The organism is Kocuria sp. HMSC066H03 (genome assembly GCF_001812045.1).
In the GTDB taxonomy this organism is placed as follows: Bacteria; Actinomycetota; Actinomycetes; order Actinomycetales; family Micrococcaceae; genus Kocuria; species Kocuria rhizophila.
In genome coordinates, this window is record NZ_KV807509.1 from 658,489 (window position 1) to 683,376 (window position 24,888).

General features: G+C 70.1%; 23 protein-coding genes. 5 read left to right on the top strand and 18 right to left on the bottom strand.

Annotation, left to right across the window (positions count from 1 at the left end; translation table 11 throughout):
• The first annotated feature begins 54 nt into the window (after positions 1-54).
• A complete protein-coding gene (locus tag HMPREF2833_RS11735; protein WP_083311037.1) occupies positions 55-1,395 on the top strand; it encodes a nicotinate phosphoribosyltransferase in 1,341 nt (446 codons plus the stop codon).
• Between the two features lie 14 nt (positions 1,396-1,409).
• The gene (locus tag HMPREF2833_RS11740; protein WP_070638410.1) at positions 1,410-2,027 is read left to right on the top strand and encodes an isochorismatase family protein; all 618 of its coding nucleotides are present in this window, start codon (positions 1,410-1,412) and stop codon (positions 2,025-2,027) included.
• Between the two features lie 171 nt (positions 2,028-2,198).
• Here HMPREF2833_RS11740 and HMPREF2833_RS11745 read toward each other — a convergent pair whose 3' ends face one another.
• The 5 genes from HMPREF2833_RS11745 to HMPREF2833_RS11765 form a co-directional block, all read right to left on the bottom strand.
• Positions 2,199-3,980, bottom strand: coding sequence for a DEAD/DEAH box helicase (locus HMPREF2833_RS11745; protein ID WP_070638413.1), 1,782 nt, complete (start codon positions 3,978-3,980; stop codon positions 2,199-2,201).
• A gap of 424 nt (positions 3,981-4,404) precedes the next feature.
• Entirely contained in the window at positions 4,405-4,749 is a 345-nt protein-coding gene (locus HMPREF2833_RS11750; protein WP_180956174.1) for a DUF3039 domain-containing protein, read from the bottom strand.
• 32 nt (positions 4,750-4,781) lie between these two features.
• Positions 4,782-6,611, bottom strand: coding sequence for a hypothetical protein (locus HMPREF2833_RS11755; RefSeq protein ID WP_083311038.1), 1,830 nt, complete (start codon positions 6,609-6,611; stop codon positions 4,782-4,784).
• Complete coding sequence (locus HMPREF2833_RS11760) at positions 6,608-7,402, bottom strand: ABC transporter ATP-binding protein (protein ID WP_223246094.1); 795 nt, start codon at positions 7,400-7,402, stop codon at positions 6,608-6,610. The genes HMPREF2833_RS11755 and HMPREF2833_RS11760 overlap by 4 nt, the downstream gene beginning before the upstream one ends.
• Before the next feature lie 713 nt (positions 7,403-8,115).
• Positions 8,116-9,126 (bottom strand): tetratricopeptide repeat protein, encoded by a 1,011-nt coding sequence (locus tag HMPREF2833_RS11765; RefSeq protein WP_039101941.1) that lies wholly within the window; start codon positions 9,124-9,126, stop codon positions 8,116-8,118.
• A gap of 144 nt (positions 9,127-9,270) precedes the next feature.
• On the opposite strand from HMPREF2833_RS11765, the gene HMPREF2833_RS11770 reads away from it, so the two are divergent.
• The 3 genes from HMPREF2833_RS11770 to HMPREF2833_RS11780 all read left to right on the top strand — a co-directional run bounded on the left by HMPREF2833_RS11770 (position 9,271) and on the right by HMPREF2833_RS11780 (position 11,811).
• A complete protein-coding gene (locus tag HMPREF2833_RS11770) occupies positions 9,271-10,455 on the top strand; it encodes an AI-2E family transporter (RefSeq protein ID WP_223246093.1) in 1,185 nt (394 codons plus the stop codon).
• Between the two features lie 157 nt (positions 10,456-10,612).
• Complete coding sequence (nucS, locus tag HMPREF2833_RS11775) at positions 10,613-11,308, top strand: endonuclease NucS (protein WP_019309344.1); 696 nt, start codon at positions 10,613-10,615, stop codon at positions 11,306-11,308.
• Positions 11,309-11,607: 299 nt separating this feature from the next.
• Positions 11,608-11,811, top strand: coding sequence for a cold-shock protein (locus HMPREF2833_RS11780; protein WP_012398055.1), 204 nt, complete (start codon positions 11,608-11,610; stop codon positions 11,809-11,811).
• A 292-nt stretch (positions 11,812-12,103) separates the two neighbouring features.
• Here the strand turns inward: HMPREF2833_RS11780 and murA are convergent, their stop codons facing one another.
• The 13 genes from murA to HMPREF2833_RS11845 form a co-directional block, all read right to left on the bottom strand.
• A complete protein-coding gene (gene murA / locus HMPREF2833_RS11785; RefSeq protein ID WP_047978498.1) occupies positions 12,104-13,387 on the bottom strand; it encodes a UDP-N-acetylglucosamine 1-carboxyvinyltransferase in 1,284 nt (427 codons plus the stop codon).
• A 217-nt stretch (positions 13,388-13,604) separates the two neighbouring features.
• The gene (locus tag HMPREF2833_RS11790) at positions 13,605-13,883 is read right to left on the bottom strand and encodes a F0F1 ATP synthase subunit epsilon (protein ID WP_019309346.1); all 279 of its coding nucleotides are present in this window, start codon (positions 13,881-13,883) and stop codon (positions 13,605-13,607) included.
• A 3-nt stretch (positions 13,884-13,886) separates the two neighbouring features.
• Positions 13,887-15,353: a F0F1 ATP synthase subunit beta gene (gene atpD / locus HMPREF2833_RS11795; RefSeq protein ID WP_070638420.1), complete on the bottom strand. Its 1,467-nt coding sequence runs from the start codon at positions 15,351-15,353 to the stop codon at positions 13,887-13,889.
• 42 nt (positions 15,354-15,395) lie between these two features.
• Positions 15,396-16,307 (bottom strand): F0F1 ATP synthase subunit gamma, encoded by a 912-nt coding sequence (locus HMPREF2833_RS11800; RefSeq protein ID WP_070638421.1) that lies wholly within the window; start codon positions 16,305-16,307, stop codon positions 15,396-15,398.
• A gap of 58 nt (positions 16,308-16,365) precedes the next feature.
• Positions 16,366-17,991, bottom strand: coding sequence for a F0F1 ATP synthase subunit alpha (atpA, locus tag HMPREF2833_RS11805; protein WP_019309349.1), 1,626 nt, complete (start codon positions 17,989-17,991; stop codon positions 16,366-16,368).
• Positions 17,992-18,162: 171 nt separating this feature from the next.
• Positions 18,163-18,975, bottom strand: coding sequence for a F0F1 ATP synthase subunit delta (locus tag HMPREF2833_RS11810; RefSeq protein WP_047978492.1), 813 nt, complete (start codon positions 18,973-18,975; stop codon positions 18,163-18,165).
• Positions 18,975-19,526 carry a F0F1 ATP synthase subunit B gene (locus tag HMPREF2833_RS11815; RefSeq protein WP_019309351.1) on the bottom strand — a complete coding sequence of 184 codons (552 nt, stop codon included), beginning with the start codon at positions 19,524-19,526 and terminating at the stop codon, positions 18,975-18,977. The genes HMPREF2833_RS11810 and HMPREF2833_RS11815 overlap by 1 nt, the downstream gene beginning before the upstream one ends.
• A 48-nt stretch (positions 19,527-19,574) precedes the next feature.
• Positions 19,575-19,778 (bottom strand): ATP synthase F0 subunit C, encoded by a 204-nt coding sequence (gene atpE, locus HMPREF2833_RS11820; RefSeq protein ID WP_019309352.1) that lies wholly within the window; start codon positions 19,776-19,778, stop codon positions 19,575-19,577.
• Positions 19,779-19,892: 114 nt separating this feature from the next.
• On the bottom strand, positions 19,893-20,684 hold the full coding sequence (gene atpB / locus HMPREF2833_RS11825; RefSeq protein ID WP_083311039.1) for a F0F1 ATP synthase subunit A: 792 nt from the start codon (positions 20,682-20,684) through the stop codon (positions 19,893-19,895).
• 30 nt (positions 20,685-20,714) lie between these two features.
• Positions 20,715-21,095, bottom strand: a complete 381-nt coding sequence (locus HMPREF2833_RS11830; RefSeq protein ID WP_019309354.1) for an AtpZ/AtpI family protein — start codon at positions 21,093-21,095, stop codon at positions 20,715-20,717.
• On the bottom strand, positions 21,092-21,721 hold the full coding sequence (locus HMPREF2833_RS11835; RefSeq protein WP_059281179.1) for a hypothetical protein: 630 nt from the start codon (positions 21,719-21,721) through the stop codon (positions 21,092-21,094). The genes HMPREF2833_RS11830 and HMPREF2833_RS11835 overlap by 4 nt, the downstream gene beginning before the upstream one ends.
• Complete coding sequence (locus HMPREF2833_RS11840) at positions 21,718-22,836, bottom strand: MraY family glycosyltransferase (protein ID WP_082019320.1); 1,119 nt, start codon at positions 22,834-22,836, stop codon at positions 21,718-21,720. Before HMPREF2833_RS11840 ends, HMPREF2833_RS11835 begins: the two co-directional genes overlap by 4 nt.
• Entirely contained in the window at positions 22,833-24,884 is a 2,052-nt protein-coding gene (locus HMPREF2833_RS11845; protein ID WP_070638422.1) for a polysaccharide biosynthesis protein, read from the bottom strand. The genes HMPREF2833_RS11840 and HMPREF2833_RS11845 overlap by 4 nt, the downstream gene beginning before the upstream one ends.
• Positions 24,885-24,888: the final 4 nt, after the last annotated feature.

Genomic DNA, 24,888 nt, shown 5'->3' on the forward strand with positions numbered 1-24,888 from the left:
GTAGCCGGGGGCGTGGTGATGTGCGCACGGCGAGCGCCCCACTAGGCTGGCAGGGTGAACGAGCACAGCTATTCCTGGCACCCGCAGGCCACGTCCCTGCTGACGGACCACTACGAGCTGACCATGCTGCAGGCAGCCCTCCGAGCGGGCACGGCTTCACGCCGCAGCGTGTTCGAGGTCTTCACCCGCCGCCTGCCGCACGGTCGGCGCTACGGGGTCTTCGCCGGGGTGGGGCGCGTCCTGGAGGGCCTGGAGCAGTTCCGTTTCACGGATGAGCAGCTGCGCTTCCTGCGGGACACCGGCGTGGTGGACGCCGCCACCGTGGCCTACCTGGAGAACTTCCGTTTCACGGGCCAGATCCGCGGCTACGCGGAGGGCGAGACCTACTTCCCCCACTCCCCGCTGCTGAGCGTGGAGTCCTCCTTCGCGGAGGCGTGCGTCCTGGAGACCTACATACTGTCCGTGCTCAACTACGACTCCGCCGTGGCCTCGGCCGCGTCCCGCATGGTGGGCGCTGCCGGGGACCGGCCGTGCATCGAGATGGGTTCACGCCGCGCCCACGAGCAGGCTGCCGTGGCCGCCGCCCGCGCCGCCGTGGTGGCCGGTTTCGAGTCCACGTCCAACCTGGAGGCGGGCTACCGCTACGGTGTGCGGACCGTGGGCACCGCCGCCCACTCCTTCACCCTGCTGCACGACTCCGAGGAGCAGGCCTTCCGGGCCCAGCTGGACGCCCTGGGCGTGTCCACCACCCTGCTGGTGGACACGTACGACGTCGAGCGGGCCGTCCGCCTCGCCGTGGACATCGCCGGTCCGGACCTCGGCGGAGTGCGTCTGGACTCGGGCGACCTGGTGACCCAGGCGGCGTCGGTGCGTGCGCTGCTCGACAAGCTCGGCAACCCCAACACCCGCATCACGGTGACGAGCGACCTGGACGAGTACGCGATCGCCGCCCTGCGCGCCGCGCCCGTGGACTCGTACGGCGTGGGCACCCGCCTGGTCACGGGATCGGGTGCGCCCACCTCGTCCATGGTCTACAAGCTCGTCTCGCGGGAGGGCACCTCGGGCACCATGGAACCGGTGGCCAAGGCCTCCTCGGGCAAGGCCTCCGTGGGCGGCGAGAAGTACGCTCTGCGGCGCCGCAGCGCCGAGGGCGTGGCCACCCAAGAGCTCGTGGGCATCTCCCACGAGCCCCACGACGACGGCGACGACCGTCCCCTCCTCGTGGACTACGTCACCGGCGGGGAGCTGCACGACGGCTTCACCGGCCCCGAGGGTGTGCAGCGGGCCCGACGGCGCCACGCCGAGTCCGTGGCGGAGCTGCCGCGGGCGGCACGCAGGCTCTCCGAGGGCGAGCCCGTGATCCCCACCGTCATCGAACCAGGAACCGCTCACTGAGCAGGGAGGACACCGTGCGCACTGCACTGCTGATCGTCGACGTCCAGAACGACTTCTGCGAGGGCGGCAGCCTGGCCGTGGCCGGCGGGTCCGCCGTCGCCGCCGGGATCTCCGAGCACCTCGAGGACCACCACGCGGACTACGTGGCCGTGGCCGCCACCCAGGACTGGCACGTGGACCCGGGAGAGCACTTCAGCGACACCCCGGACTTCGCCACGAGCTGGCCCGTGCACTGCGTGGCAGACACCCCCGGCGCGGAGACCCACCCCGATTTCGACACCGAGCACGTCACCGAGTTCTTCCGCAAGGGCGCGTACGACGCCGCCTACTCGGGTTTCGAGGGGCTGTCCGCCCCGGACGTGGACGTTCCCATGGGTGAGCCGGAGGAAACCGCGGACGAGGACCGTGTGAGCCTGGACGACTGGCTCCGGGAGCGGGACGTCGAGGCCGTGGACGTGGTGGGGCTCGCCCTGGACCACTGCGTGCTGGCCACCGCGCGAGATGCCATGGATGCCGGCTACGAGACCCGGCTGCTGCTGCCGCTCACGGCGCCTGTCTCAGCGGAAGGCGGCCAGCGCGCCGTCGCGGAGCTGGAGGACGTGGGCGTGGAGGTCGTCACCGACCTGACATGACGTGTCCCTGCCAGCCGTGGCCCAGTGGGCCGCAGCTCGGCGTGGGAAGGGAACCGGCTCGGATCGGGAGGCGCTCCCGGGCGCGTCCGCGCGAGCCAGCCAGGGGCCAAGCGCCCGCCGGATGGCGCGCGGGGCGTCGAGGACCCGGCCGTGCGGCGTCGTGCGCAGTGACTACTTGCGGCCGATGAACCAGCGCTGCAGCATCGCGAGGCGCGCGTTCAGCTGCTCCTCCGACGCCTGGGCCACGGGCGGACCGCCGCACTTGGAGCGCAGCTCGTTGTGGATCACACCGTGCGGGGTGCCCGTGCGCGCGGACCACGCCGAGACATTCTTGGACAGCTGTGCCCGCAGGTCCTTGAGCCGCCGGTGGTCCGGGACCGCGGGCTGCTGGGGGGCCGTGCCGCCGCCCTGCCGCTGCGCCGAGCGCGACTGGCGCTCCCGCAGCAGCTCCGAGACCTGCTCGGGATCCAGCAGGCCGGGGATGCCGAGGTACTCGGCCTCCTCCTCCGAGCCCACGGCGGCGCCGCCGCCGAACGCTCCGCCGTCGAAGAGCACACCGTGGAAGGACGCGTCCGAGTCCAGGGCTTGGAAGTTGCCCTGAGCGAGCGCGGACGACGCCCGGTCCTCCCTGTTGGCCTCCTCCAGCAGGTCGTCGTCCCACCCGGTTTCCATGGGCTGGTCGAAGTCCACGACGTCGGGCACGCTCTTGGGCTTGTCGAGGGCGTGGTCCCGCTCCTCCTCCATGGAGTTGGCGAGCGCCATGAGCACGGGCACCGACGGCAGGAACACCGAGGCGGTCTCCCCGCGCTTGCGGGCGCGCACGAAGCGGCCCACGGCCTGGGCGAAGAACAGCGGCGTGGACGTGGAGGTCGCGTAGACGCCCACCGCGAGGCGGGGCACGTCCACCCCCTCGGAGACCATGCGCACGGCCACCATCCAGCGCTTGTCCGACTCCGAGAACTGGTCGATCTTGTTGGACGCGGCCTTGTCGTCGGAGAGCACCACGGTGGGCCGCTCCCCCGTAAGGGCGTGCAGCTGCTCGGCGTAGGCCTTGGCGTCCTGGTGGTCGGTCGCGATCACGAGCGCTCCGGCGTCCGGCACGGTGCGGCGCACCTGGGTCAGGCGCTGGTCCGCGGCGCGCAGCACGGACGGGATCCACTGGCCCTGCGGGTCCAGGGCCGTGCGCCACGCGTGGGACGTGATGTCCTTGGTGAACCCCTCCCCCAGCTGGGCGGCCATCTCCTCGCCCGCGGAGGTGCGCCAGCGCATCTGCCCGGAGTAGGCCATGAAGATCACGGGGCGCACCACGTGGTCCTGCAGGGCGTTGCCGTAGCCGTACGTGTAGTCCGCCGTGGAGCGGCGGATGCCGTCCCCGTCCTCCTCGTAGCGCACGAACGGGATGGGTGAGGTGTCCGAGCGGAAGGGCGTACCGGTGAGCGCGAGCCGGCGGGTGGCCGGCTCGAAGGCCTCGCGCAGCCCGTCGCCCCAGGACAGCGCATCGCCCGCGTGGTGGATCTCGTCCATGATCACGAGCGTGCGTCCGGCCTCGGTCCGGGCCCGGTGCAGCAGCGGTTTGTTCGCCACCTGCGCGTAGGTCACGGCCGCGCCCATGTAGCCGCGGCCGTGCTGACCGTCCGCGTTCTTGAAGTTGGGGTCGATCGCGAGCCCCACGCGTGCGGCGGCATCGGCCCACTGGCGCTTGAGGTGCTCGGTGGGGGTCACCACGGTCACGCGCTGGACCACGCCGGCGTCGTGCAGCTTCTTGGCCACGGTGAGTGCGAACGTGGTCTTGCCGGCACCGGGGGTCGCCACGGCCATGAAGTCCCGCGGCTGAGCCTGCTCGTAGCGCTGGATGGCCTCCGCCTGCCACGCACGGAGCTTGGGTGCGGTGCCCCACGCCGCCCGGTCCGGGTACGCCGGAGGCAGGTCCGCTGCCGCCCCGAAAAGGGACATCTGATCGCTGTCTGACACGTGGTGCTCGTCCTCTCCGCGCGCTGTGGCGCGAGTTTCCACCGTTTCTCCAGACGCCGTTTCCCCGGACGACGCCGCCCGGTCCCGTCCGCGGGCCCGGCGTGCGCCCTGCCCGTTCCGCTCGCCTGCCCGATCCGTTCGCGCGTCCGCCGGCCCGTGGTCCATCCGCGACGCCGCGGCTCGAGAACCGCGGCCTCTCATGTGGTGCCGGCACCCTGTGCCAGCACGCGCTGCGGCCGGGCGCCGACGCACCGCGACAGTCTCCGGTGACGCAGACACGCCGGGGGCAGGGCCGTGCCGCCGCGCGGCGTCGTCCAGGCCCCCACCGGTCGGCACGGCAACGGCGCCCGCTGTGCGGGCGCCGCCGGTGTCCCTCGGTGCGGGACGGGGTGCTGCGGTGGTGCTGTCAGTTCTCGGGCTTGTCCTTGCCGGGGCGCAGGCCCTGGTAGATCTCCTTGCACTCCGGGCACACCGGGAAGCGCTGGGGATCGCGCCCGGGGGTCCACACCTTGCCGCACAGGGCGATCACGGGTTCGCCGGACAGTGCCGACTCCATGATCTTCTCCTTGCGGACGTAGTGGGCGAACCGCTCGTGGTCACCGGGCTCCGCGAACTGGCGGGTCTCCTCCCGCTCGATCGTGGCGGTTCCCCCCACGGTCTCGGTGCCGGACTCAGTGCTGTTCAGAACCCTGGAGGACCGCGAGAAGGGGCCCCCGACGTGCTGGGCTTCGGTGGTGTCCATGTCCTCCACTCTACCCCGTGCGCCGTGGGCGGGTGTCCGGGTCACCGGTAACCGGACACCTCCTGCAGCAGCTCGGGACCGCGGGCGTCCAGCCACTTCCCGCCCAGTCGTACGCCCAGCCACAGCAGCACGAGGCCCTCCACGAGCCCCACCGCGAGCGCCAGCCAGCTCCACACCGCAGCCCCTGAGCCGAGGTGGACGAACAGCAGCACGAGGGGCGGCAGTGCCAGCAGGAGCATGAGTCCCATGACGACGAACTGGACCACCAGGTTGAGGATGGTGAAACCCTGTGGAGTCTTCATGGGCGAGGCGCCCGGCGGCGGTGTGGGATACGTGTAGCGCGCCGAGACCACGGAGACCACTCCGGCGCCGCCGAGCAGGAGAGCGGCACACGTGCCGAGCAGCGCGGGCAGGGCCTGCCACTCGTGCACCCGCAGCATCCACAGCACCACGCCCAGACCCACGAGCGGCGTGGCCGCGATCAGCATGGCCACCACCCGGCCCAGCCGGTCAGCCCGCCCGGGCACGGAGGCCAGCAGGTGCAGGCTGAACGCGCTGTTGTCGTAGGAGATGTCCGCCGAGATGGCGTAGGACATGAGCAGGGCGATCATCATGGGCAGCAGCCACATGGCGAAGCCCCCGTCGCCACCCAGGAACCACAGTGCCGCACTGATGGCCGGGATCATCAGCAGTGACGCCGAGTACCGCGGGTCCCTGAGCCAGTAGATCAGGCAGCGCGCGGCCACCGCTCCCCACGGCGTGGCGGGGAAGCGGTCGAGCGCGCCGATGCCCGCCACGGACCTGCCCGTGGCACGGGCGGCTCCCCCGGCGGCGTCGGCCAGTGCCCGGTCCAGTGCGAACCGGGCGAGCCCCACGAGCACCGCGAGGGTGGCCAGCACGATGAGCAGCCGGAGCAGGGCGGCGCCCCAACGACCCGCCGCCACGTCACCGGGAATGGCCCAGACCGCACCCAGGGGCGTCCAGGACAGCACGGCGGCCCACCCGGGCAGCCGGTCCCACACGCGTTCCACCCCGGTGGCCACGGAGGTGAAGATCGGGGCCAGCAGGACGATGAGGAGCAGACTGAGAATGGAGAGGATCTCCGTGGAGCGCCGGCTCTTGGCGATCCGGGCAGCCAGCGCGGCGGCGCAACGGGACCCCGTGAACGCCAGCAGCGCGGCCAGCACAGCGCACAGCGCGGCGGCGGCCACGGCGGGGGCGGAGGAGCGCCAGCAGAGCAGCCATCCGACCAGCGCGATCACCGTGAGGACGCCGGGAATCCCGATGACGGCTCCGACCGTCTGACCAGCCAGCACACCCGTGGTGCTCAGCGGGAACAGGCCCAGCCGGGCGGGGTCCAGCGTGGCGTCTGCTTTGGAGGTGAGCACAGGGACGAGCCACCAGCCCAGCAGCACCGTGGCGCCCACCAGGGTGGATGCCGCGGTCACCACCTCGAGGGGTTCGGAGCCCAGGAAGAACATCGCGCTCAGCAGCATCGCCAGAACGGACAGGGCGTACAGCCCGCCCAGGATGGTGCCCACCAGCACCCACGTGGAGCGGGTGAAGGTGTTGACGAGGATGCGCCACTTCAGTCCCGCCAGCCGCCGGGCCTCCTCCAGCACACCCATGCGGTGGGTTCCACGCTCCTGCCCGGACGACGCCGGGCGCACGGACTCGGGGACGGCGGCGTCGGGCACGGGTTCCTGCCCGTCGGGCGCGACAGGACGGTCGATCGCCCCGCCGGGCGCGGCCGTGCCATGGGTCCTGGCGGAGGCACGGGTCCCGGGGTCGACGCCGCCCGGCACGGCGGCCGCGCCCTCGTGGCCCTCCGCCGCCGGCTCCGGCAGCCCGCCGCTGGGGGTGTGTTTCACTCCGGACGAAGCCACTGCAGTCCCTCCCCCGCCTCGGTGCGACCGCCCACGAAGGACACGAAGCGGTCTTCCAGGGACATGCCGTCGCAGACCTGCTCCATGGTGCCCTGGGCCAGCACGCGCCCCTGGTCCATTACGGCCACGTGGTCGCACATGCGCTGCACCAGGTCCATCACGTGACTGGAGACCACCACGGTGCCGCCGGACTGCGTGTACTGGTGCAACAGCGAGCGGATGTTGGCGGCGGAGACCGGGTCCACGGACTCGAACGGCTCGTCCAGCACGAGCAGGCTGGGCGCGTGGATCATGGCGGCGGCGAGCGCGATCTTCTTGGTCATGCCCGCCGAGTAGTCCTGCACCTGGCGCCCCGCGGCGTCCTGCAGGTCCATGGCGGTGATGAGGTCCTCGGTGCGCTCCTTGACCAGCTGCCGGTCCATGCCACGCAGCAGACCCGAGTAGGCCACGAGCTGACGGCCCGTGAGCCGGTCGAAGAGGTGGGCGCCGTCCGGGAGCACGCCCATGCGGCGCTTGGCCGTCAGGGGGTCGCGCCACACGTCCGCGAGCTCGTCCCGGCGGCCGCCTCCCACGAGCACCTGCCCGGAGGTGGGGCGCAGCAGGCCGGTGGCCATGGACAGCGTGGTGGTCTTGCCCGCACCGTTGCGGCCCACCAGACCGTAGAACGAGCCGCGCGGCACCGTGAGGCCCACCCTGTCCGCAGCGGGCCGCGACCCGTGGTCGTAGACCTTGGTGAGCTGACGCACCACGAGCGCGACGGCGGCTGGTTGCCGCACCGCCGGTCGTGGGGCGTCGGACTCCTGGCCCTGCGGCCAGGTCGGGCTCTGAGTCGGCGCCGGGGCTTCATGCGGTGCCGCCGTCTGGGACGACACCGGTTCGTGTGCCAGGGCCGAGCCGTGCTCGGGCGTGCGGGTCCGGGAGCCCTCGGGAGATGCCGTCCCCTGTCCCGGGGCCACGCTGGTTCGCACACCCGGCCCCGAGTCGTCGTGCGGGGCCCACGGCGCGGACACCGAAAGATCTCGTGGGGTTCCGGGCTCAGCCGGGAGTGTGGCGTCCGCAGCGGGCTCGCGGCGCGGCGGCGTGGGTCCGTTCGGTGGGATGCTCATGGGCCCAACGTACTCAACGCCCGGTGCGCGCGCGGCATGTTGCGCGGCACCAGGCACGTCCCAGAAGACGTCCAGGCACGCGACGGGCGCCCTCGGCACGGAGGGGAGGCGGGCCGACCCCGGGCGTGTCCCGGCCCGCGGGGGGCGCGCACCGCAGAACGGCCTGCCGCTCCCACCCAGGACGAACCGACGACGGCGCGCCCGGCCACCTCGCAGGCCCGCCCGGACGGGCGGCGCGGACCCCCCGCGGGTGGCCATCGCGGGCCCGCCCGAGTGAGCATCGCTGGCCCGCCCGGATGACCAGCCAGGGCCCGCCCCGGGTGACTGGGCCGGGCAGACCAGCGAGCCTGGAACGGCCGCCCGGGCAGACGGCGGGCGGGCCCCTAGAACAGGGCGCGCATCAGCTGGGCCCGCGCGGCCACCACACGGGGATCGTCCGCACCCACCACGTCGAAGAGTTCCACCAGCCGGGCGCGCGCGGCATCCTTGTCGTCACCCGCCGTGGTGCGCACGATGGTGAGCAGTCGTCGGAACGCGTCCTCCACGTGCCCTCCTGAGAGGTCGAGGTCCGCGACGTCCAGGGCGGCCTGCACGTTCGAGGGGTCCGAGGCCGCGGCCTCGCGCACGGCCGCCGCGTCCATGGCGCTGACGCGCTGCAGCAGGTGGACCTGCGCGAGGGCCAGCTTGGCCTCGTGGTCCCCCGGGTTCTCGGCGAGCGCCTTCTCGTAGCACGCCTGAGCGCCGTCCAGGTCTCCGGCCTCGAGCTTCTCCACAGCCTCGGCGTGCAGCGGGGGCAGGGGCGCGGGCTCCTCCGTGGCGGTGGGCTCGGCCGTGCCGGTCACGCCGTTCTGCTGGGCCAGGCTCACGAGCTCCGTGAGAAGCTCACGCACCTGCTGCTCGGGAACGGTGGAGTTCACGAGCGGGACCACCCGGCCGCCCAGCAGGGCCACCACCGTGGGAACCGTCTGCGCCTGGAAGGCCTGCGCGATCTGCGGCTCCGCAGACGCGTCCACCGTGCCCAGGAGCAGACGACCCTGGAACTCGTCCACGACCGTGCTCACCACGTCCACGAACGACTCCGACTCCGGGCTCTGCGGGGCGTGCAGCACCACCACCACGGGATAGGAGGTGGAGGCCTCCGCGTACTGCTGGAAGTTGCCGGTGGTCAGCACCACCCGGTAGCTGGTGCCCGCCCCCGTGGACGACGCCGCTGCCCCGCGTTCTCCTCGCCCGGCACCCTGGGCGCCCAGGTCCACCGCGCCGCGCACGGAGGCCGGCACGGCGCTCTGCGCCCCGGAGGCTGCGGACGCGGCTCCACCGGGCTGCGGGCCGCCGACCGGTCCCGCCGAGCTCGGCGCACCCTGGGGACGCGGGGAACCGGGGAATTCGCTCATGAGTACCTCCTGGTGTCCCGCCCACTGCGGGGGCGGGGGTCGTGGTCCATCCGGCTCGCGTGAGCGCACGCGTGCCCTGCTGGTCCCATTATGGGCACGGCGGCACGGAGCGAGCCCACCCAGCACGCGTTGTACGCTTCCCGCGTGAGCACATCCTCCGGTCCCCACGAGCCGCCCAGCCGCTTGCGCCCCTCGCGCCACAGGTTCGAGGTGCCGCCCGAACCCGCACCCGTTCCCGCGGAGGAACGGGAACGGCGCGCGCCGTGGGACCGCCCCGTGGCGGACCGCTTCCATCCCGTGCAGAACGGCTTCCTGCTCACGGTGGGGGTCGGGTTCGCCCTGCTGGGGTACTACGTGCTGACCAACGTGGGCGGACTGGTGGGCTGGATCGTCACGGCGGCGTTCATCAGTCTCGGCATGGACCCGCTCGTGCGCTGGCTGGAGTCCAAGGGAATGCCCCGCTCCCTGGCGGCAAGCGCCGCCATCATCGCGCTGGCGCTCGTGGTGACCGCCTTCATCCTGCTGGCGGTGCCGCGGATGGTGGACCAGGCCCAGCAGCTGGCGGCGCGCGTGCCCGAGTTCGTGGACAGCTTCACGCACTCGGACCTCTACCACGCCCTGAACGAGCGGTTCGACATCGAGGCCTCCGTGCAGAACGGTGCCGCTGGCCTGCAGGAGCGCCTGGCCTCGGACGGGAACTTCCTGGGCGGGATGTTCGGGTCCGTGGTGAGCGCGGGAGGGGTGGTGCTCAACGGCATCACGGGGACCCTGATCGTCATGGCCCTCACGCTGTACTTCCTCTTCTCGTGGCCCACGATCAAGGCGTGGTGCTACCGTCTGGCGCCCGCCAGCAAGCGCGCCCGGGTCACCCACCTCGGGGACCGGATGGTCAACGGCGTGGGCAACTACGTGATGGGTCAGGCCTGTGTGGCGCTCATCAACGCCACCGTGGCGTTCGTCCTGATGACCATCACGGGGGTCCCCTACGCGTCCCTCCTGGTCCTGCTCGTGGGCCTGCTCGCCTTCATCCCGCTGGTCGGCGGGGTGATCGCCGGGGTGGTCGTGAGCCTGGTGGCCACGCTCGGCGGCTGGAACACGGTGGTGCCCTACGCCCTGTGCTACTTCGGCTACCTGCAGGTGGAGGCCTACCTGGTCTCACCGCGGATCATGTCCCGCGCGGTCGCGGTGCCCGGCGCAGTGGCCATCGTGGCCGTGGCCGCCGGCGGCGCCCTGTGGGGCGTGCTGGGCGCGCTCATCGCCATCCCCACGGCCGCCGCCGGTCTGCTCCTGGTGCGCGAGGTCTTCGTGCCGCGCCAGGACGCCCGCTGAAGCCTTCCCCCACGACGACGCCGCGCCGCCTCCGTGCATCCTGCGTGGCCGCCCCGCCCCCGCCCCCAGGGGGCGGGGCCCAGCGCCACCCACGGCCACGCACGGTCCGCGCGACCGGTGGGTCCGCCACGAGTGCGCTGACCGTTAAGCTGTCCGGGTGCGCCTAGTGATTGCCGACTGCTCCGTCCGCTACGAGGGGCGGCTCAATGCCCATCTGCCCCTGGCCCGGCGGCTCATCATGCTCAAGGCCGACGGCTCCGTTCTCATCCACTCGGACGGCGGTTCCTACAAGCCGCTGAACTGGATGAGCCCGCCGGCCACCCTCCGCGTCCGGGAGCCCTCCGAGGACCTCGCGGCGGAGGGCGTGAGCGAGGTGTGGGAGGTCCAGGCGGGCAAGTCCGACGACCGGCTGGTCATCCACGTCATGACGGTGCACAGCCAGCTGCACCACGACCTCGGGGCGGATCCGGGCCTGGTCAAGGACGGCGTGGAAGCAGACCTGCAACGGCTGCTGGCCGAGCAGATCACACTCCTCGGCGAGGGCGTCTCGCTGGTCCGGCGCGAGTACCCCACCGCCATCGGGCCGGTGGACATCCTCGCCCGGGACGCGAACGGGGCCACCGTGGCCGTGGAGCTCAAGCGTCGGGGCGACATCGACGGCGTCGAGCAGCTCACCCGCTACCTGGAACTCCTCAACAGAGATCCGCTGCTGCGCCCCGTGCGCGGGGTCTTCGCGGCGCAGCAGATCAAGCCCCAGGCGCGCACTCTCGCGCTCGACCGCGGCATCGAGTGCCTGAGTCTCGACTACGACGAGATGCGCGGCAACGTGGACACCCAGTCCCGGCTCTTCTGACCCGACGGCACTGGGGGCCGGGGCCTTGTTGCGCGACGTCGACCGAACGGCCGGGCGGGTCGGCGCGGCCACACGTGCTAAGCCGTCTGATGACTGTTGACCACCGCGCAACAGTGTGTGATCCTTGTAGCGTTCTCGCATCATGTTTGACATGCTCGCAGGAATGGTAGCGAGCGTGAAGTTCTGACTGGCGCTGTGGCACAACACTTACGTGAGCCGCATCCACAGCCTTCTCGCGGTACCAGTTCAGGTGCACATCCATGTGCACGCACTATTACTCCAGAAGGAGATGCCCCATTATGGCTCAGGGCACCGTTAAGTGGTTCAACGCAGAAAAGGGCTTCGGCTTCATCACGCCGGACGACGCTGATGGCGACGTCTTCGTGCACTACAGCGAAATCCAGTCGGGCGGCTTCCGCACCCTCGAAGAGAACCAGCGCGTCGAGTTCGAGATCGGTCAGGGCCAGAAGGGCCCCCAGGCCACCGGCGTGACCGTCATCTGACAGTCCCCCTCGAACACGGAAAATCCCCGGTGCCACACGGCACCGGGGATTTTCTCATGTCACGGGGAGGACGTCCGTTGCCGATCCCGCCGTGCCTGTGGAGCCACCCTCAGCCTGCCCGCGACGGGCGCCGCGCTCGGGTCCCCGCAGAGGCCTTCCCAGGTTCCCAGCGAGCTGAGCGCACAAGGGGGTGAGCTCACTGGGCGGATGCACGGGGCCGTCAGGAATCACCGTGACCCGAGCGGCGTCGTGCCCGTGCAGCGTCACCCCGTGGGAGCGCGGTCGACACCACTCAGCCCCGAGAAGGGTGGATGCGCCGCTGCACGTCCGCTCCGGCGCGGGCCAGATGCTCCACGAAGTGCTCGTAGCCGCGGTCGATGTGCTCGATGCCCGACACCTCGGTGACTCCCCCCGCCGCCATGCCGGCGATCACGAGAGCAGCTCCCGCGCGGATGTCCATGGCCTCCACGGGTGCCCCGGAGAGCTGCGAGGCCGCCACGCCGTCCACCCGCGCATGGTGCCCGTCCAGGTGCACCCGCGCGCCGAGCCGCTCGAGCTCGGCGGTGAAGCCCCAGCGGGCCTCGAAGACGTTCTCCGTGATGATTCCCGACCCCTCCGCCACGGCGTTCAGCGCCACCACGAACGGTTGGAGGTCTGTGGGGAAGCCGGGGTACGGGAGGGTGGAGACGTTGATGGCACGCGGCCGGCTGGGGCCCTGGACCGTGAACCGGCCCTCCGCAACGTCCACGTCGCACCCCGCGGCACGCAGCTTGTCGAGGACCACCCCCAGGTGGGACGGCTCCGCTCCCCTGATCTGCACGCGTCCGCCCGTCACGGCCGCGGCGAAGGCCCACGTGCCGGCCACGATCCGGTCAGGCACGGTGCGGTGCGTGACCGGGCTCAGCCGTGGCACACCCGTGATCGTCAGTGTGGTGGTGCCCAGTCCCTCGATCTGTGCACCCATGGCCTGCAGCATGCGACCGATGTCCACGATCTCGGGTTCCCGCGCCACGTTCTCCAGCACCGTGGTACCCCGGGCGGTGGTCGCGGCCGTCATGAGATTCTCCGTGGCGCCCACCGAGGGGTACCCGAGCCGGAAAGAAGCTCCGGCAAGTCCTTCCGGGGCGGACGCGCGCAGGAAACCACGCTCGATGCCGAGCTCCGCGCCCATCGCCTCCAGACCCGCGCGGTGCATGTCGAGACCCCGGGTTCCGATGGCATCGCCCCCGGGCAGCGCGACCTCTGCACGGCGGCACCTCGCCATCAGCGGACCGAGCACCGAGATGGAGGCGCGCATGGCCCGCACGAGGTCGTAGTCCGCCTGGTGGCCCAGCTCCTCCGGGACCTCGATGACCACCTCGTGCTCGGCGGGCGAGTAGTCGACCTCGCAGCCCAGACGGCGCAGCAGCTCCGCCATCACCGTGACGTCCTGGATCTCGGGAACGTTGGTGATGGTGGAACGCCCCGGGGCCAGCAGTGCCGCCGCCATGAGCTTGAGCACGCTGTTCTTTGCCCCGAAGACCGGCAGCTCGCCGTTGACCACGGTGGGCCCGTGAACCTCGATGGTTTCTTCCACGTTTTCCTCCTCGTCCACGACCCTCACTCGCGGTGCACTCGTTGTGCGGCAACGGTGGGTCAAGCGCCCCACCCCCGCGGGCGGGGCTGGGGCCTGCACGGCGGGGAACCACGACGGCATGGGCCGCGGAACCTGTGCGCAGGTGGTGCCCGAACGACGTCGACCCCCGTACCCCGCACGGGGCACGAGGGTCGACGCTGACCGGTGCGCTGATGAATCAGGCGGACTGCTTCTCCGAGTCCAGGGAGACCGTGTCAGCCACGATGGTGACCCGGTTCTGGTCCACGGACACCAGACCGGAGTCGATGCGGCCGGTCAGCCGGTCACCCTCCACCCGGTCGATGGCGAACTCCCCCGGCTTGAGCAACCCCGCCATGGACTGGTGGCCCGGCATGACGCCGATGTCACCCTCGGTGGTGCGCACGCGGACGAGCCGCGCGGCACCTGCCCAGATCTTGCGATCCAGGGCGACGATTTCCACGATGAGTTCGGCCATGGCTTACTTCTCGCCCGTCTCGGCCTTGATCTCGTCCCACTGACGCATGACGTCGTCCAGGCCGCCCACGTTGTAGAAGGCCTGCTCCGGAACGTTGTCCAGCTCGCCGTCGCAGATCTTGCCGAAGGCCTCGATGGTCTTCGCGAGGGGAACCGTGGAGCCCTCCACACCGGTGAACTGCTTCGCGGTGTAGGTGTTCTGGGACAGGAACTGCTCGATGCGGCGTGCGCGGGACACCACGACCTTCTGCTCCTCGGAGAGCTCCTCCACACCGAGAATCGCGATGATGTCCTGCAGCTCCTTGTTCTCCTGCAGGATCGACTTCACGCGGGTGGCCACGTCGTAGTGGGTCTGGCCCACGTACTGCGGATCCAGGATGCGGGAGGTCGAGGACAGCGGGTCGATCGCCGGGTACAGACCACGGGACGCGATGTCACGGGAGAGCTCGGTGGTCGCGTCCAGGTGGGCGAACGTGGTCGCGGGAGCCGGGTCCGTGTAGTCGTCGGCGGGCACGTAGATCGCCTGCATGGACGTGATGGAGTGGCCCCGGGTGGAGGTGATGCGCTCCTGCAGCACGCCCATCTCGTCCGCGAGGGTCGGCTGGTAGCCCACGGCGGAGGGGATGCGACCCAGCAGGGTCGAGACCTCCGAACCGGCCTGCGTGAAGCGGAAGATGTTGTCGATGAACAGCAGCACGTCCTGGTTCTGCACGTCGCGGAAGTACTCCGCCATGGTCAGACCGGTCAGTGCCACGCGCAGACGCGTTCCGGGCGGCTCGTCCATCTGGCCGAACACGAGAGCGGTGTCCTTGAGAACACCCGCCTCCTCCATCTCGACCCACAGGTCGTTGCCCTCACGGGTGCGCTCGCCCACACCGGCGAACACCGAGGTGCCACCGAAGTTGCGGGCCACACGGGTGATCATCTCCTGGATGAGCACGGTCTTGCCCACGCCGGCGCCGCCGAACAGACCGATCTTGCCGCCCTTGATGTAGGGGGTCAGGAGGTCGATGGACTTGATGCCCGTCTCCATCATCTCGGTGCTGCCCTCGAGCTCCGCGAAGGACGGCGCCTTGCGGTGGATGGGCCAGCGCTCCTGGATGTCCAGCTCGTCGGTGGGCATGTCCAGGGCGTCACCCAGGACGTTGAAGATGTGGCCCTTGACCACGTCGCCCACGGGCACGGAGATGGGCGAGCCGGTGTCCTGCACGGGCGTGCCGCGCACCAGACCGTCGGTCTGCTGCAGGGAGATGGCACGCACCACGTTGGTGCCCAGGTGCTGAGCGGTCTCGAACGTGATCCGGCGGGGCTTGCCGTTGAAGTCGTAGTCCGCGGTCAGGGCGTTGTAGAGGTCCGGAACCTGGTTCTCGGGGAACTCGACGTCGACCACGGGTCCGATGACTCGGGCGATGCGGCCGACGCCGCCGCGCGAAACCGGCTGGGCCGCCTGGTCGTTGATAGTGGCAGTCATTTCTCTCACTTCGTTTCGGCTGGCAATGGGGAGAGCGCGGGCCTAGAGGGCCTCGGCGCCACTGACGATCTCTGTCAACTCGGTGGTGATCTCCGCCTGACGGGCGTTGTTCATCAGGCGTGTGTACTTCTTGATGAGCTCGGTGGCGTTGTCACCGGCGGCCTTCATGGCGCGCTGACGGGACGCCAGCTCGCTCGACGCCGCGTGGCACAGCGCGGAGTAGACCCGGGCCCGGACGTACCTCGGCAGGATCTCGTTGAAGACTTCCTCCGGGTTCGGCTCGAACTCGAACTGGTTGGCGTGCTCGCGCAGATCGTCGAACCGCTCCGAGACGTCGTCCCCGAGGTCGTTGGCGTCCGAGATCTCCAGGGGCAGCAGCCGCAGGACACGGGGTTCCTGGCTCACCATGGAGTTGAACTGCGTGTAGACGAGGAGGACCTCGTCCACGCCGTTCTCCTCGTACGCGGCACTGATGTCGTGCATGAGGCGCTCCGTGAGCTCCTCGGCGCGCTCCGTGCTCGCGCTGTCCGTGTTGCCGGTCCAGAAATCGTCGTAGTCACGGTGCCGGAAGTCGAAGTACGCCTTGGCCTTGCGCCCCACCAGGTAGATGTGGGCTTCCTTGCCCTGCGAGCGCAGCAGCTCCAGCTGCTCCTCCGTGCGCTTGAGCACGTTGGAGGAGTAGGACCCTGCGAGGCCGCGGTCCGAGGTGAAGACCATGACGGCGGAGCGCCGCACCTGGTCCGGGACCGTGGTCAACGGGTGGGAGATGTTGTGCTGCGTGGCGATCTGGGAGGCCGCGCGGGTCAGCGCGTTGGCGTACGGGTACGCACCTTCGAGACTCTGACGGGACTTGCTGATGCGCGAGGTCGCGATCATCTCCATCGCCTTGAAGATCTTCTTCATGGACGAGGTGGACGCGATCTTCTGTCGGTAGACCCGAATCTGCGCTCCCATGGGCTTTTCCTTTCGGCACCGCGGTGGTGCGCCGACGGACGGCGCACCACCTCAACGGTTACTTCTTGACGATCGTTTCCTGGTTCACGGAGCTCGAGCCCAGGGACTCGTGCTCCTCGACACCGGCCTCGATCCCGTGCTTGGAACCGTGGAAGTCCCGCTTGACCTCGGCCACGGCCGTCTTCAGCGCCTCGATCGCGTCGTCCTCGAGCTTGCCCGTGGAGTTGATCGAGTCCATGACGTTGGTGGTCCGGCGCACCTGGTCCAGCAGGGCGCGCTCGAAGTCGCCCACGTTGGCCACGTCCACGTCGTCGAGCTGGCCGGTGGTGCCCGCCCAGATGGAGACGACCTGGTCCGCCACGGGGTACGGCGTGTACTGGGGCTGCTTGAGCAGCTCCATCAGACGCTCACCGCGGGTCAGCTGCTGGCGCGAGGCCGCATCCAGGTCGGAGGCGAACATGGCGAACGCCTGCATGGAGCGGTACGAGGCCAGACTCAGCTTCAGCGTGCCGGAGACCTTCTTCATGGCCTTGACCTGCGCGGCACCACCCACGCGGGACACCGAGATGCCCACGTCCACGGCGGGGCGCTGGTTGGCGTTGAAGAGGTCCGACTGCAGGAAGATCTGACCGTCGGTGATGGAGATGACGTTGGTCGGGATGAACGCCGAGACGTCGTTGGCCTTGGTCTCGATGATCGGCAGCCCGGTCATGGAGCCCGCGCCCAGCTCGTCGGAGAGCTTGGCGCAACGCTCGAGCAGACGGGAGTGCAGGTAGAAGACGTCGCCGGGGTACGCCTCGCGTCCCGGCGGGCGGCGCAGCAGAAGGGACACGGCCCGGTAGGCCTCGGCCTGCTTGGAGAGGTCGTCGAACACGATCAGGACGTGCTTGCCGCCGTACATCCAGTGCTGGCCGATGGCCGAGCCGGCGTAGGGGGCGAGGTACTTCAGACCGGCCGACTCGGAGGCCGGGGCGGCCACGATCGTGGTGTAGTCCAGGGCGCCGTTGTCCTCGAGCGTCTGACGCACGGCCGCAATGGTGGAGGCCTTCTGACCGACCGCCACGTAGATGCAGCGCACCTGCTTGTCGACGTCACCGGACTCCCAGTTGGAGCGCTGGTTCAGGATGGCGTCCACCGCGATGGCGGTCTTGCCGGTCTGACGGTCGCCGATGATCAGCTGACGCTGGCCACGCCCGATCGGAATCATGGCGTCGATCGCCTTGATGCCGGTCTGCAGCGGCTCGTGCACGGACTTTCGCATAGTCACGCCCGGAGCCTGCAGCTCCAGCTCGCGGCGGCCGTCCGTGGCAATGGGGCCGAGGTCGTCGAGGGGCTCGCCCAGCGGGTCCACCACGCGGCCGAGGTAGCCCTCTCCCACGGGCACCGAGAGCACCTCACCGGTGCGGTGGACCTCCTGGCCCTCCTCGATGCCCTGGAAGTCGCCCAGCACCACGACGCCGATGTCGCGGGTGTCGAGGTTCAGGGCCAGGCCCAGCACCCCGTTCTCGAACTTGAGCAACTCGTTGGCCATGACGGAGGGCAGACCCTCCACACGGGCAATGCCGTCCGCTGCGGACGACACGCGTCCTACTTCTACTCGTTCCACGTTGCCGGGATCGTAGGACGCCGCGAAATCGTTCAGCGCGCTACGGACTTCATCGGCATTGATGGTCACATCGGCCATCTGCTGTCCCTGCTCTCTACGTCGTGTGATCATCGACTCGACGATGACCAAGCTTGTTCTTGTCGCGATGCGTTGCCCCATCGCCGTGCGACCGCGTGTGCGGCCCGTGGAGGCAACGCGACGGGACTCCGGCTCGCACCGGCTCCCCGCGATCCTCGCTCCACGAGAGGATCAGGCTCCGATCCGCTGCTCCAGCTGGTTCAGCCGGTGCGTGAGCGAACCGTCGATGATCTCCTCACCGACCTGCACGCGCAGGCCACCCACCAGAGCCGGGTTGGTCTCGGTGGTCAGCTTGAGGTCCCGTCCGTACAGCCGGTTCAGCCGGTCGCGCAGGGCGTCCAGCTGGTCCTGGCGCAACGGCCGGGCCGACTCCACACGGGCGATCCACCGCTGCTGACGGTCTGCCACCCACTGGGCGAACTGTTCCAGCAGGCGACCGGGGAGGGCCCCCCGGGGCTCGCTGGCTGCGCGTTCGATCAGCAACGCGGCCTCCTCGGAACCCGGCGTGCTCAGCCGACGGGCGAGGGTGACCTTGGCCTCCGCGGACGCCCGGGAGTCCGAGAAGGCGCTCTGCACCTCGGCGGACCGGTCCAGCATGGACTTGAACCGGATGAGTTCGTCCACGAGCGACTCGAGGGCGTCCCCGCCGCCGCGGTTCTCGGTGGCGGCTGCCGCCACGAGCACTGCGGTGCGCTCGAGGGCATCACCCAGCTGACGCTCGGTGGTGCTGCGCTGGGAGGCGAGCTCCGCGGCGATGTCCACCGCCACCTCGTGGGCCCGGCCGTCGAGGAGGGAGTGCACGAGACGAGCACGGTCCTCAGCGGGGCGGGAGGGATCCGTCAGGGCCCGGCGCAGAGCGCCGTTCTGGTCCACGATGTCCAGGATCTCGAACAGCTGGTGTGCGATCTCCGGACTCGCGGACGGTGCCCAGCGGTCCACGTCCACGGTGAGCGGACGATTCGGTTCGTTCGATGCTTCTGCCATTACCGTGCAGCTCCCGTGCGGCTCTGCTCGGCGTCCAGGTCCGCCAGGAAGCGGTCGACCACGCGGTTGGCGCGGTCGTCGTCGTTCAAGGACTCCCCGACGATCTTGGACGCAAGCTGTGTTGCCAAAGTGCCGACCTCGTCGCGCAGGGAGACCACGGCCGCCGCACGCTCGGCCTCGATGGCCTTGTGAGCGTTCTCGGTGATCCGGGCGGACTCCATGTTGGCGCGGTCCTTGAAGTCCGCGAGGATCTTCTCACCCTCGGAGCGAGCTTCCTCACGGATCTTCTGGGCCTCGAGGCGAGCGCTCTCGAGCTGCTGGTTGTACTCGTCGCGAGCAGCCTTCGCCTCGGCCTGAGCGGCCTTGGCCTTGGCAAGTCCACCCTCGATGGCCTCCGAGCGGTCCTTGTAGACCTTCTCGAACGCCGGGACGATGTACTTGATCGCGATGAAGAGCAGAATCACGAACCCGATGAAGGTAATCAGCATTTCCCAGGTGTCCGGGATGAGAGGGTTCTGAGCCTCTTCCGCTGCCATCACCATTGCGTTCATGAGCGCGATTCCTGTTCTCTAGTTAGGGCTTGTCCGATGGGCATTGCCCTACATGATGAAGGCGAGGACCAGGCCCAGGATGGCCAGGGCCTCGACCACGGCGAAGCCCATGAAGAGCATGGGCTGCAGGACGCGCTGGGACTCGGGCTGGCGGGCCACGGACTGCATGTAGGCAGCGAAGATGAGACCCACGCCGATGCCACCGCCGATGGCAGCGAGACCGTAGCCAATGACGCTAAGCGAACCTTCCATTGTGGATATTTCCTTTCTGGGTGCCCGCAGGTGCGGGCCGTGGTGCCGTTACGGGAATCGTAAGCAGGCGATGGTCAGGGGTGAGCGGCCCGGGGGTCGCGCTCCTTCGTGGGGCTAGTGCCCCTCCTGCAGTGCGCCCTGTACGTACACGGCGAACAGCAGGGTGAAGATGTAGGCCTGGAGGACCTGGATGAGCAGCTCCAGGAAGTAGATGAACAGTCCGAGGACGATGCCGAAGACCGATCCGCCGATCCCCACGATGCCGCCCACCTCGGTGGCCAGGTACGCGGTGAGGCCCGCGGCCACCATCATGGCCATGTGGCCCGCGAACATGGTGGCGAACACACGCAGCGCGTGAGTCACGGGACGGATGATGAGGTTCGAGAGGAACTCGAGGGGGACGAGGATCACGTAGAGGATCTTCGGGACGTTCGGGGGCATGGTCATCTTGACCATGAACTGCCCGAAGCCGTGCCGGCGGATGCCCACGAAGACCCACACGACGTAGGCGATGGCGGCCATGACGTATGCCGAGCCCGGGTGGGAGAAGGTGGGCAGCTGCACGAGGGGGATGGACCCGAACAGGTTGTTCACCAGGATGAAGAAGAAGAAGGAGAACAGCAGCGGGATGAAAGGGCGGAAGTCCTTCTCGCCGATGATGTCCCGGCCCAGGTGGTTGCGGACGAAGCCGTAGCCCATCTCGCCCAGGTACTGGCCCTTGGAGGGAACCATGGCGCGACGGCGGATCATGTACATGAAGCCCGCACCGATCAGCACCACGGAGAAGAGGATCAGCAGCGACTGCTTACCGAAGGCGAGGGACCCCACTTCGAACAACGGGGGAAGATGCATGTCTTCCGTGGAAGGGGCCACGAATTCGGCCGGAATCCTCAGGGCGGGGTTCAATACGGGTCCTTTCTGCGGTATCCAGACCGGTCACACTCCGGGCCGGTGGCCCGGATCAGATGACTTCGTTGTCTCCGACGTGGTCTTCTGCGGGGCGTGGCTCCGATTCAGCGCGTCCCTCATGTGGAGGTAGCCGAGGTACACCCCGGCGGACGCGCCGAAGACGGCTCCCGCGATCACAATCCACCGTGTTCCCAGCAGGTGATCCAGGAGCCAGCCTATCAAACTCCAAAACGCCGCACCGACCACGACATACAGCAGCACGGCGAGTCCTCCGCTCAGGCCGCCGCGCTCCACGAGCTCTCCCGCAGTGTAGAGGGAGTCCTGTCGCGCGGAGTCGACGTGTCGCTGCGAGGCGCCCCGCGCGGAGCGGGGTTTCCGGGGGTCCTGGGGGCCCGGCGAGGAGTTCATGGGGTGTGCCTTTCAGGGGTGCCCACGGGCGGTTGACCGGACCCGTGGAGCGCGTCGTGGTGGCGGCCGGGTGCTTCCCGGCCGAGGAGCGTGGTGGCCGCACCGGACCGGGGACCGGGTGCGTCGCGCGGGGACGGTGCGGCAGCGGCGTCGTCGTGCGCGGCTGCGGAGTCCGCTCCCCGGGCGGATCGTGAGGCCAGGAGCGCGCGCGTCTGCTGCCCGGACACGCGCCCCGTGAGCCGGGCGAAGCGCACGAGCGCGAGCACGAGGCCGACCAGCGCGGCGCCCAGGAACACGCTGGGGACCAGCCAGGCGGGGGGCGCGAGCGTCAGGAGCAGTCCACCGGCCACGAGCACCTTGAGCAGGTACAGGCCCGCGAGGGCAGGCGCGGTGGCCGCGGGCGCGACGCGGAACATGTGCGCGGCCACCAGCACGGTGGTCGCGGAGCTCGCCGTGACCAGACCGGCCCCGAACGCGGCCGAGCGGACGCCGTCCGGAAGCTCCAGCACGAAGGCCGCCGCCACCGCGAGCGCCGCCGCCACGAGGGCGACCGCGGACCAGGTTCTCGCACCGTGGCCGTAGGAGCTGTCACCTGCGGGAGCGGGGGTGTGGTCGGGCCCGGTCACGTGTCCACGCCCCGCCGAGCGGTGCGGAGGCGTCCGAGCAGCGTGGGCGCCAGCAGGTACGCGACGACCACGGCGACCACCGCCACACCGGCGACGGCGGAGCCCGTGCCGTTTGCGCGCAGGCCGTAGAGGGAGATGACGCTCACGAGCACCGTGGCACCCGTGACCAGCAGGGACGCCTGGACGTGGGAGAGCCCCGCGTCCGTGAGCCGCTGGTACGCGTGCTGGCGGTGCGGCTTGTACCAGACCTCGCCGCGGCGGATCCTCAGCACGAGGGTCACCGCGGTGTCCGCGAGGTAGATCAGCAGCGGGGGCAGCAGGTACTCCACGTACACGCCGGAGAGGAACGCGCCGATCGCGGTGGCCACGACCGCTCCCCCCAGGACGTACGATCCGACGTCCCCCAGGAACACCGTGCCGCGCCCCAGGTTCCAGGGCAGGAAGCCGAGGAAGGCCCCGGCCACGGCCAGACCGGCGCAGACCATCCACGGCATGCCGTTCACGCCGCCGGCCCACGCGTAGAGCAGGCCCACCGCTGTGCCGTGCATGCCGGAGATGCCGTTGATCCCGTCCATGAAGTTCGCGATGTTGATGTACGCCACGGTGGCCACGACCCCCACGGGCCACCACCACGCGGGAACCCCGAGGGCCACGATCAGCGCGGCCGTGCCCAGCGCTCCGATCAGGGCCTGAACGCCCAGGCGCACGGTGATCGGCACTCCCCGGTAGTCCTCCGCCCAGCCGAGCGCGGCACTGGCAACCATCATGGCCAGCACCACCAGGGCGATGGAGCGGTCCACGGGGATAAGGCCGAAGACCAGCGCCCCCGCGTACGTGACCACCAGGGCGAGCGCCACGGCGAGGCCCATGCCGCGCAGGACCGGTCGGGTGTGGGACGAGCGTTCGGTGGGGACGTCGATCACTCCCCACCGCGTGAGCAGGGGCCGCACGGCGAACGGGAGCAGGACGGACAGCACGAACGCCACCCCCAGGGTCCAGGGCGCCAGCGTCAGCAGCAGCTCAAGGGCCTCGCCCTCGCTGAGGGTTGCGGGACCGGTCACCAGTCCGGGCAGCGGTGTGGCCAGGACCGCGGCGGGGCTCATCGCGGCGCTCACGATCCGCTCCCCCGGTCGTCCCCGTCGCGGGCGGCCCGCGACCCCTCGACGGGTGCGACGTGGCCGCCTCGCGCAGAGCTGCCGTCCCGCGGGACCGCATTGCCCCGGTGGGGACTGCCGTCGCGGGGTGCCGGGCCGTCGCGGTCGGGGGCGGCGCTCCGGCCGCCGCGTCCCGACGACGCCGCGCTCTCGGCTGCGCGCGGCACGGAGAAGTCCGTGATGCGGGGCTGGGTGCTGGCAGGAACCTGCGGGATGGACCCGGTGAACAGCATGCCGCCGCGGACCTTCCACACGTGGCGGTCCAGGTTGGCGGGGTCCAGACGCTCGGCCCTCGCGTGCGAGATCTTGGGGTGGAAGGGACGTTCGTCCGTCTCCCCCGTGCCGATCAGGTCCTCGTGCAGCTTCTCCCCGTGGCGCAGCCCGGTGATCTCGATCCGGATGTCCTCGCGCCCGGACATGGACCGCAGGCGCTGCGCGATGTCCATGATCCGCACGGGCTGGCCCATGTCCAGGATGAGCACCTCTCCCCCGCGGGCGATCGCGCCGGCCTGGATGACCAGCTGGCACGCCTCGGGAATGGTCATGAAGTAGCGGGTCGCGTCCGGGTGCGTGACCGTGATGGGCCCGCCCTGGCGGATCTGCTCGGCGAACAGCGGGAGCATGGACCCGCGCGAGCCGAAGACGTTGCCGAAGCGCACGGAGGCGTAGCGCTTGCCCGTGCGGTCTCCCGTCCACGCGGTGAGCTTCTCCGCCACGCGCTTGGAGTGCCCGAGCGCGGTGGTGGGGTTCGCGGCCTTGTCCGTGGAGATGTTCACGAACACCTCCACGTCCACCGCGGCGGCGGCGCTGAGCACGTGCAGCGAACCCATCACGTTGGTCTTCCACGCCTCGTCCGGGTACTGCTCCAGCAGCGAGACGTGCTTCAGCGCCGCCGCGTGGAACACCACCTGGGGCCGGCGCTGCTCGAACACCCTGTTCACCGACTCCTCGTCACGGATGTCGCACAGCACGGTGTCGTTGCCATCCAGCAGCCCGCGCCCGGTGATGGAGATCTGCGTGGCCTGCAGCCCGGACTCGTCCCGGTCCACCATGATCAGCTCCGCGGGCTCGAAGCCCACGAGCTGACGGCACAGCTCGGAGCCGATGGATCCGCCCGCACCGGTCACCAGCACCCGCTTGCCGGTGATGTAGCCCGCGATCGAGTCCACGTGGATGTCCACGGGGCGGCGTCCGATGAGGTCCTCCATGGAGATGTCCCTCAGGTCCACGCCCTGGTTCGCGCCCGTGAGCATCTCGCTCAGCGGCGGGACGGTCATCACGCGGGTGCCCGTTCCCTCCACGGCGTCGGAGACGCGGCGCATGGTGCGGGGGTCCACGTCCGCCACCGCCACGATCAGCACACCCGAGCGCGTGTGCTCGAGGACGGAGGCGGCGTCGTGCAGCGTGCCCATGACGGGCACGGAGGAGATCCGCAGGTGCTTCTTGGCGGGGTCGTCGTCCAGCAGGGCAACGGGCAGGAAGCCGGAGGCCGGGTCCTGCATCATGCGGTGCACCAGGAACGTGCCCAGCGCGCCGGCGCCGAAGACGACCACGTTCTGGGCCTGGTCACCGGGCTTGGCCGTGGACTCCTGGTACATGCGCTTGAGGTAGCGGAACGCGGCCATGAGCAGGCACGCGAACGGGAAGGCGATGAACCCCACGGAGCGCGGGATGCTCAGCGAGACGCCGAAGACCAGCAGCAGGCCCTCCAGCAGCGCGGTCACGATCACGGTCACGACCACCAGCAGCTTGGCCTCGTCGAAGCTGCCGAAGGAGTAGCGGCCCTTGTAGAGCGCGAAGGAGAACCCCACGAGCAGCTGCAGCACCACGGCCACGGCGCACGTGATCACCAGCCCGCCCACCGACACGAGCTCCACGTTGAGCTCGAAGCGCAGCAGCACGGCCACCCACAGCGCCAGGATCCACGCGGCCGAGTCCAGGATCATCTGGATCCACAGCCATGCGACCGGTTTCTCGGCTCGGGGGGTGGGACTGAGGGGGTTGACCATGGGG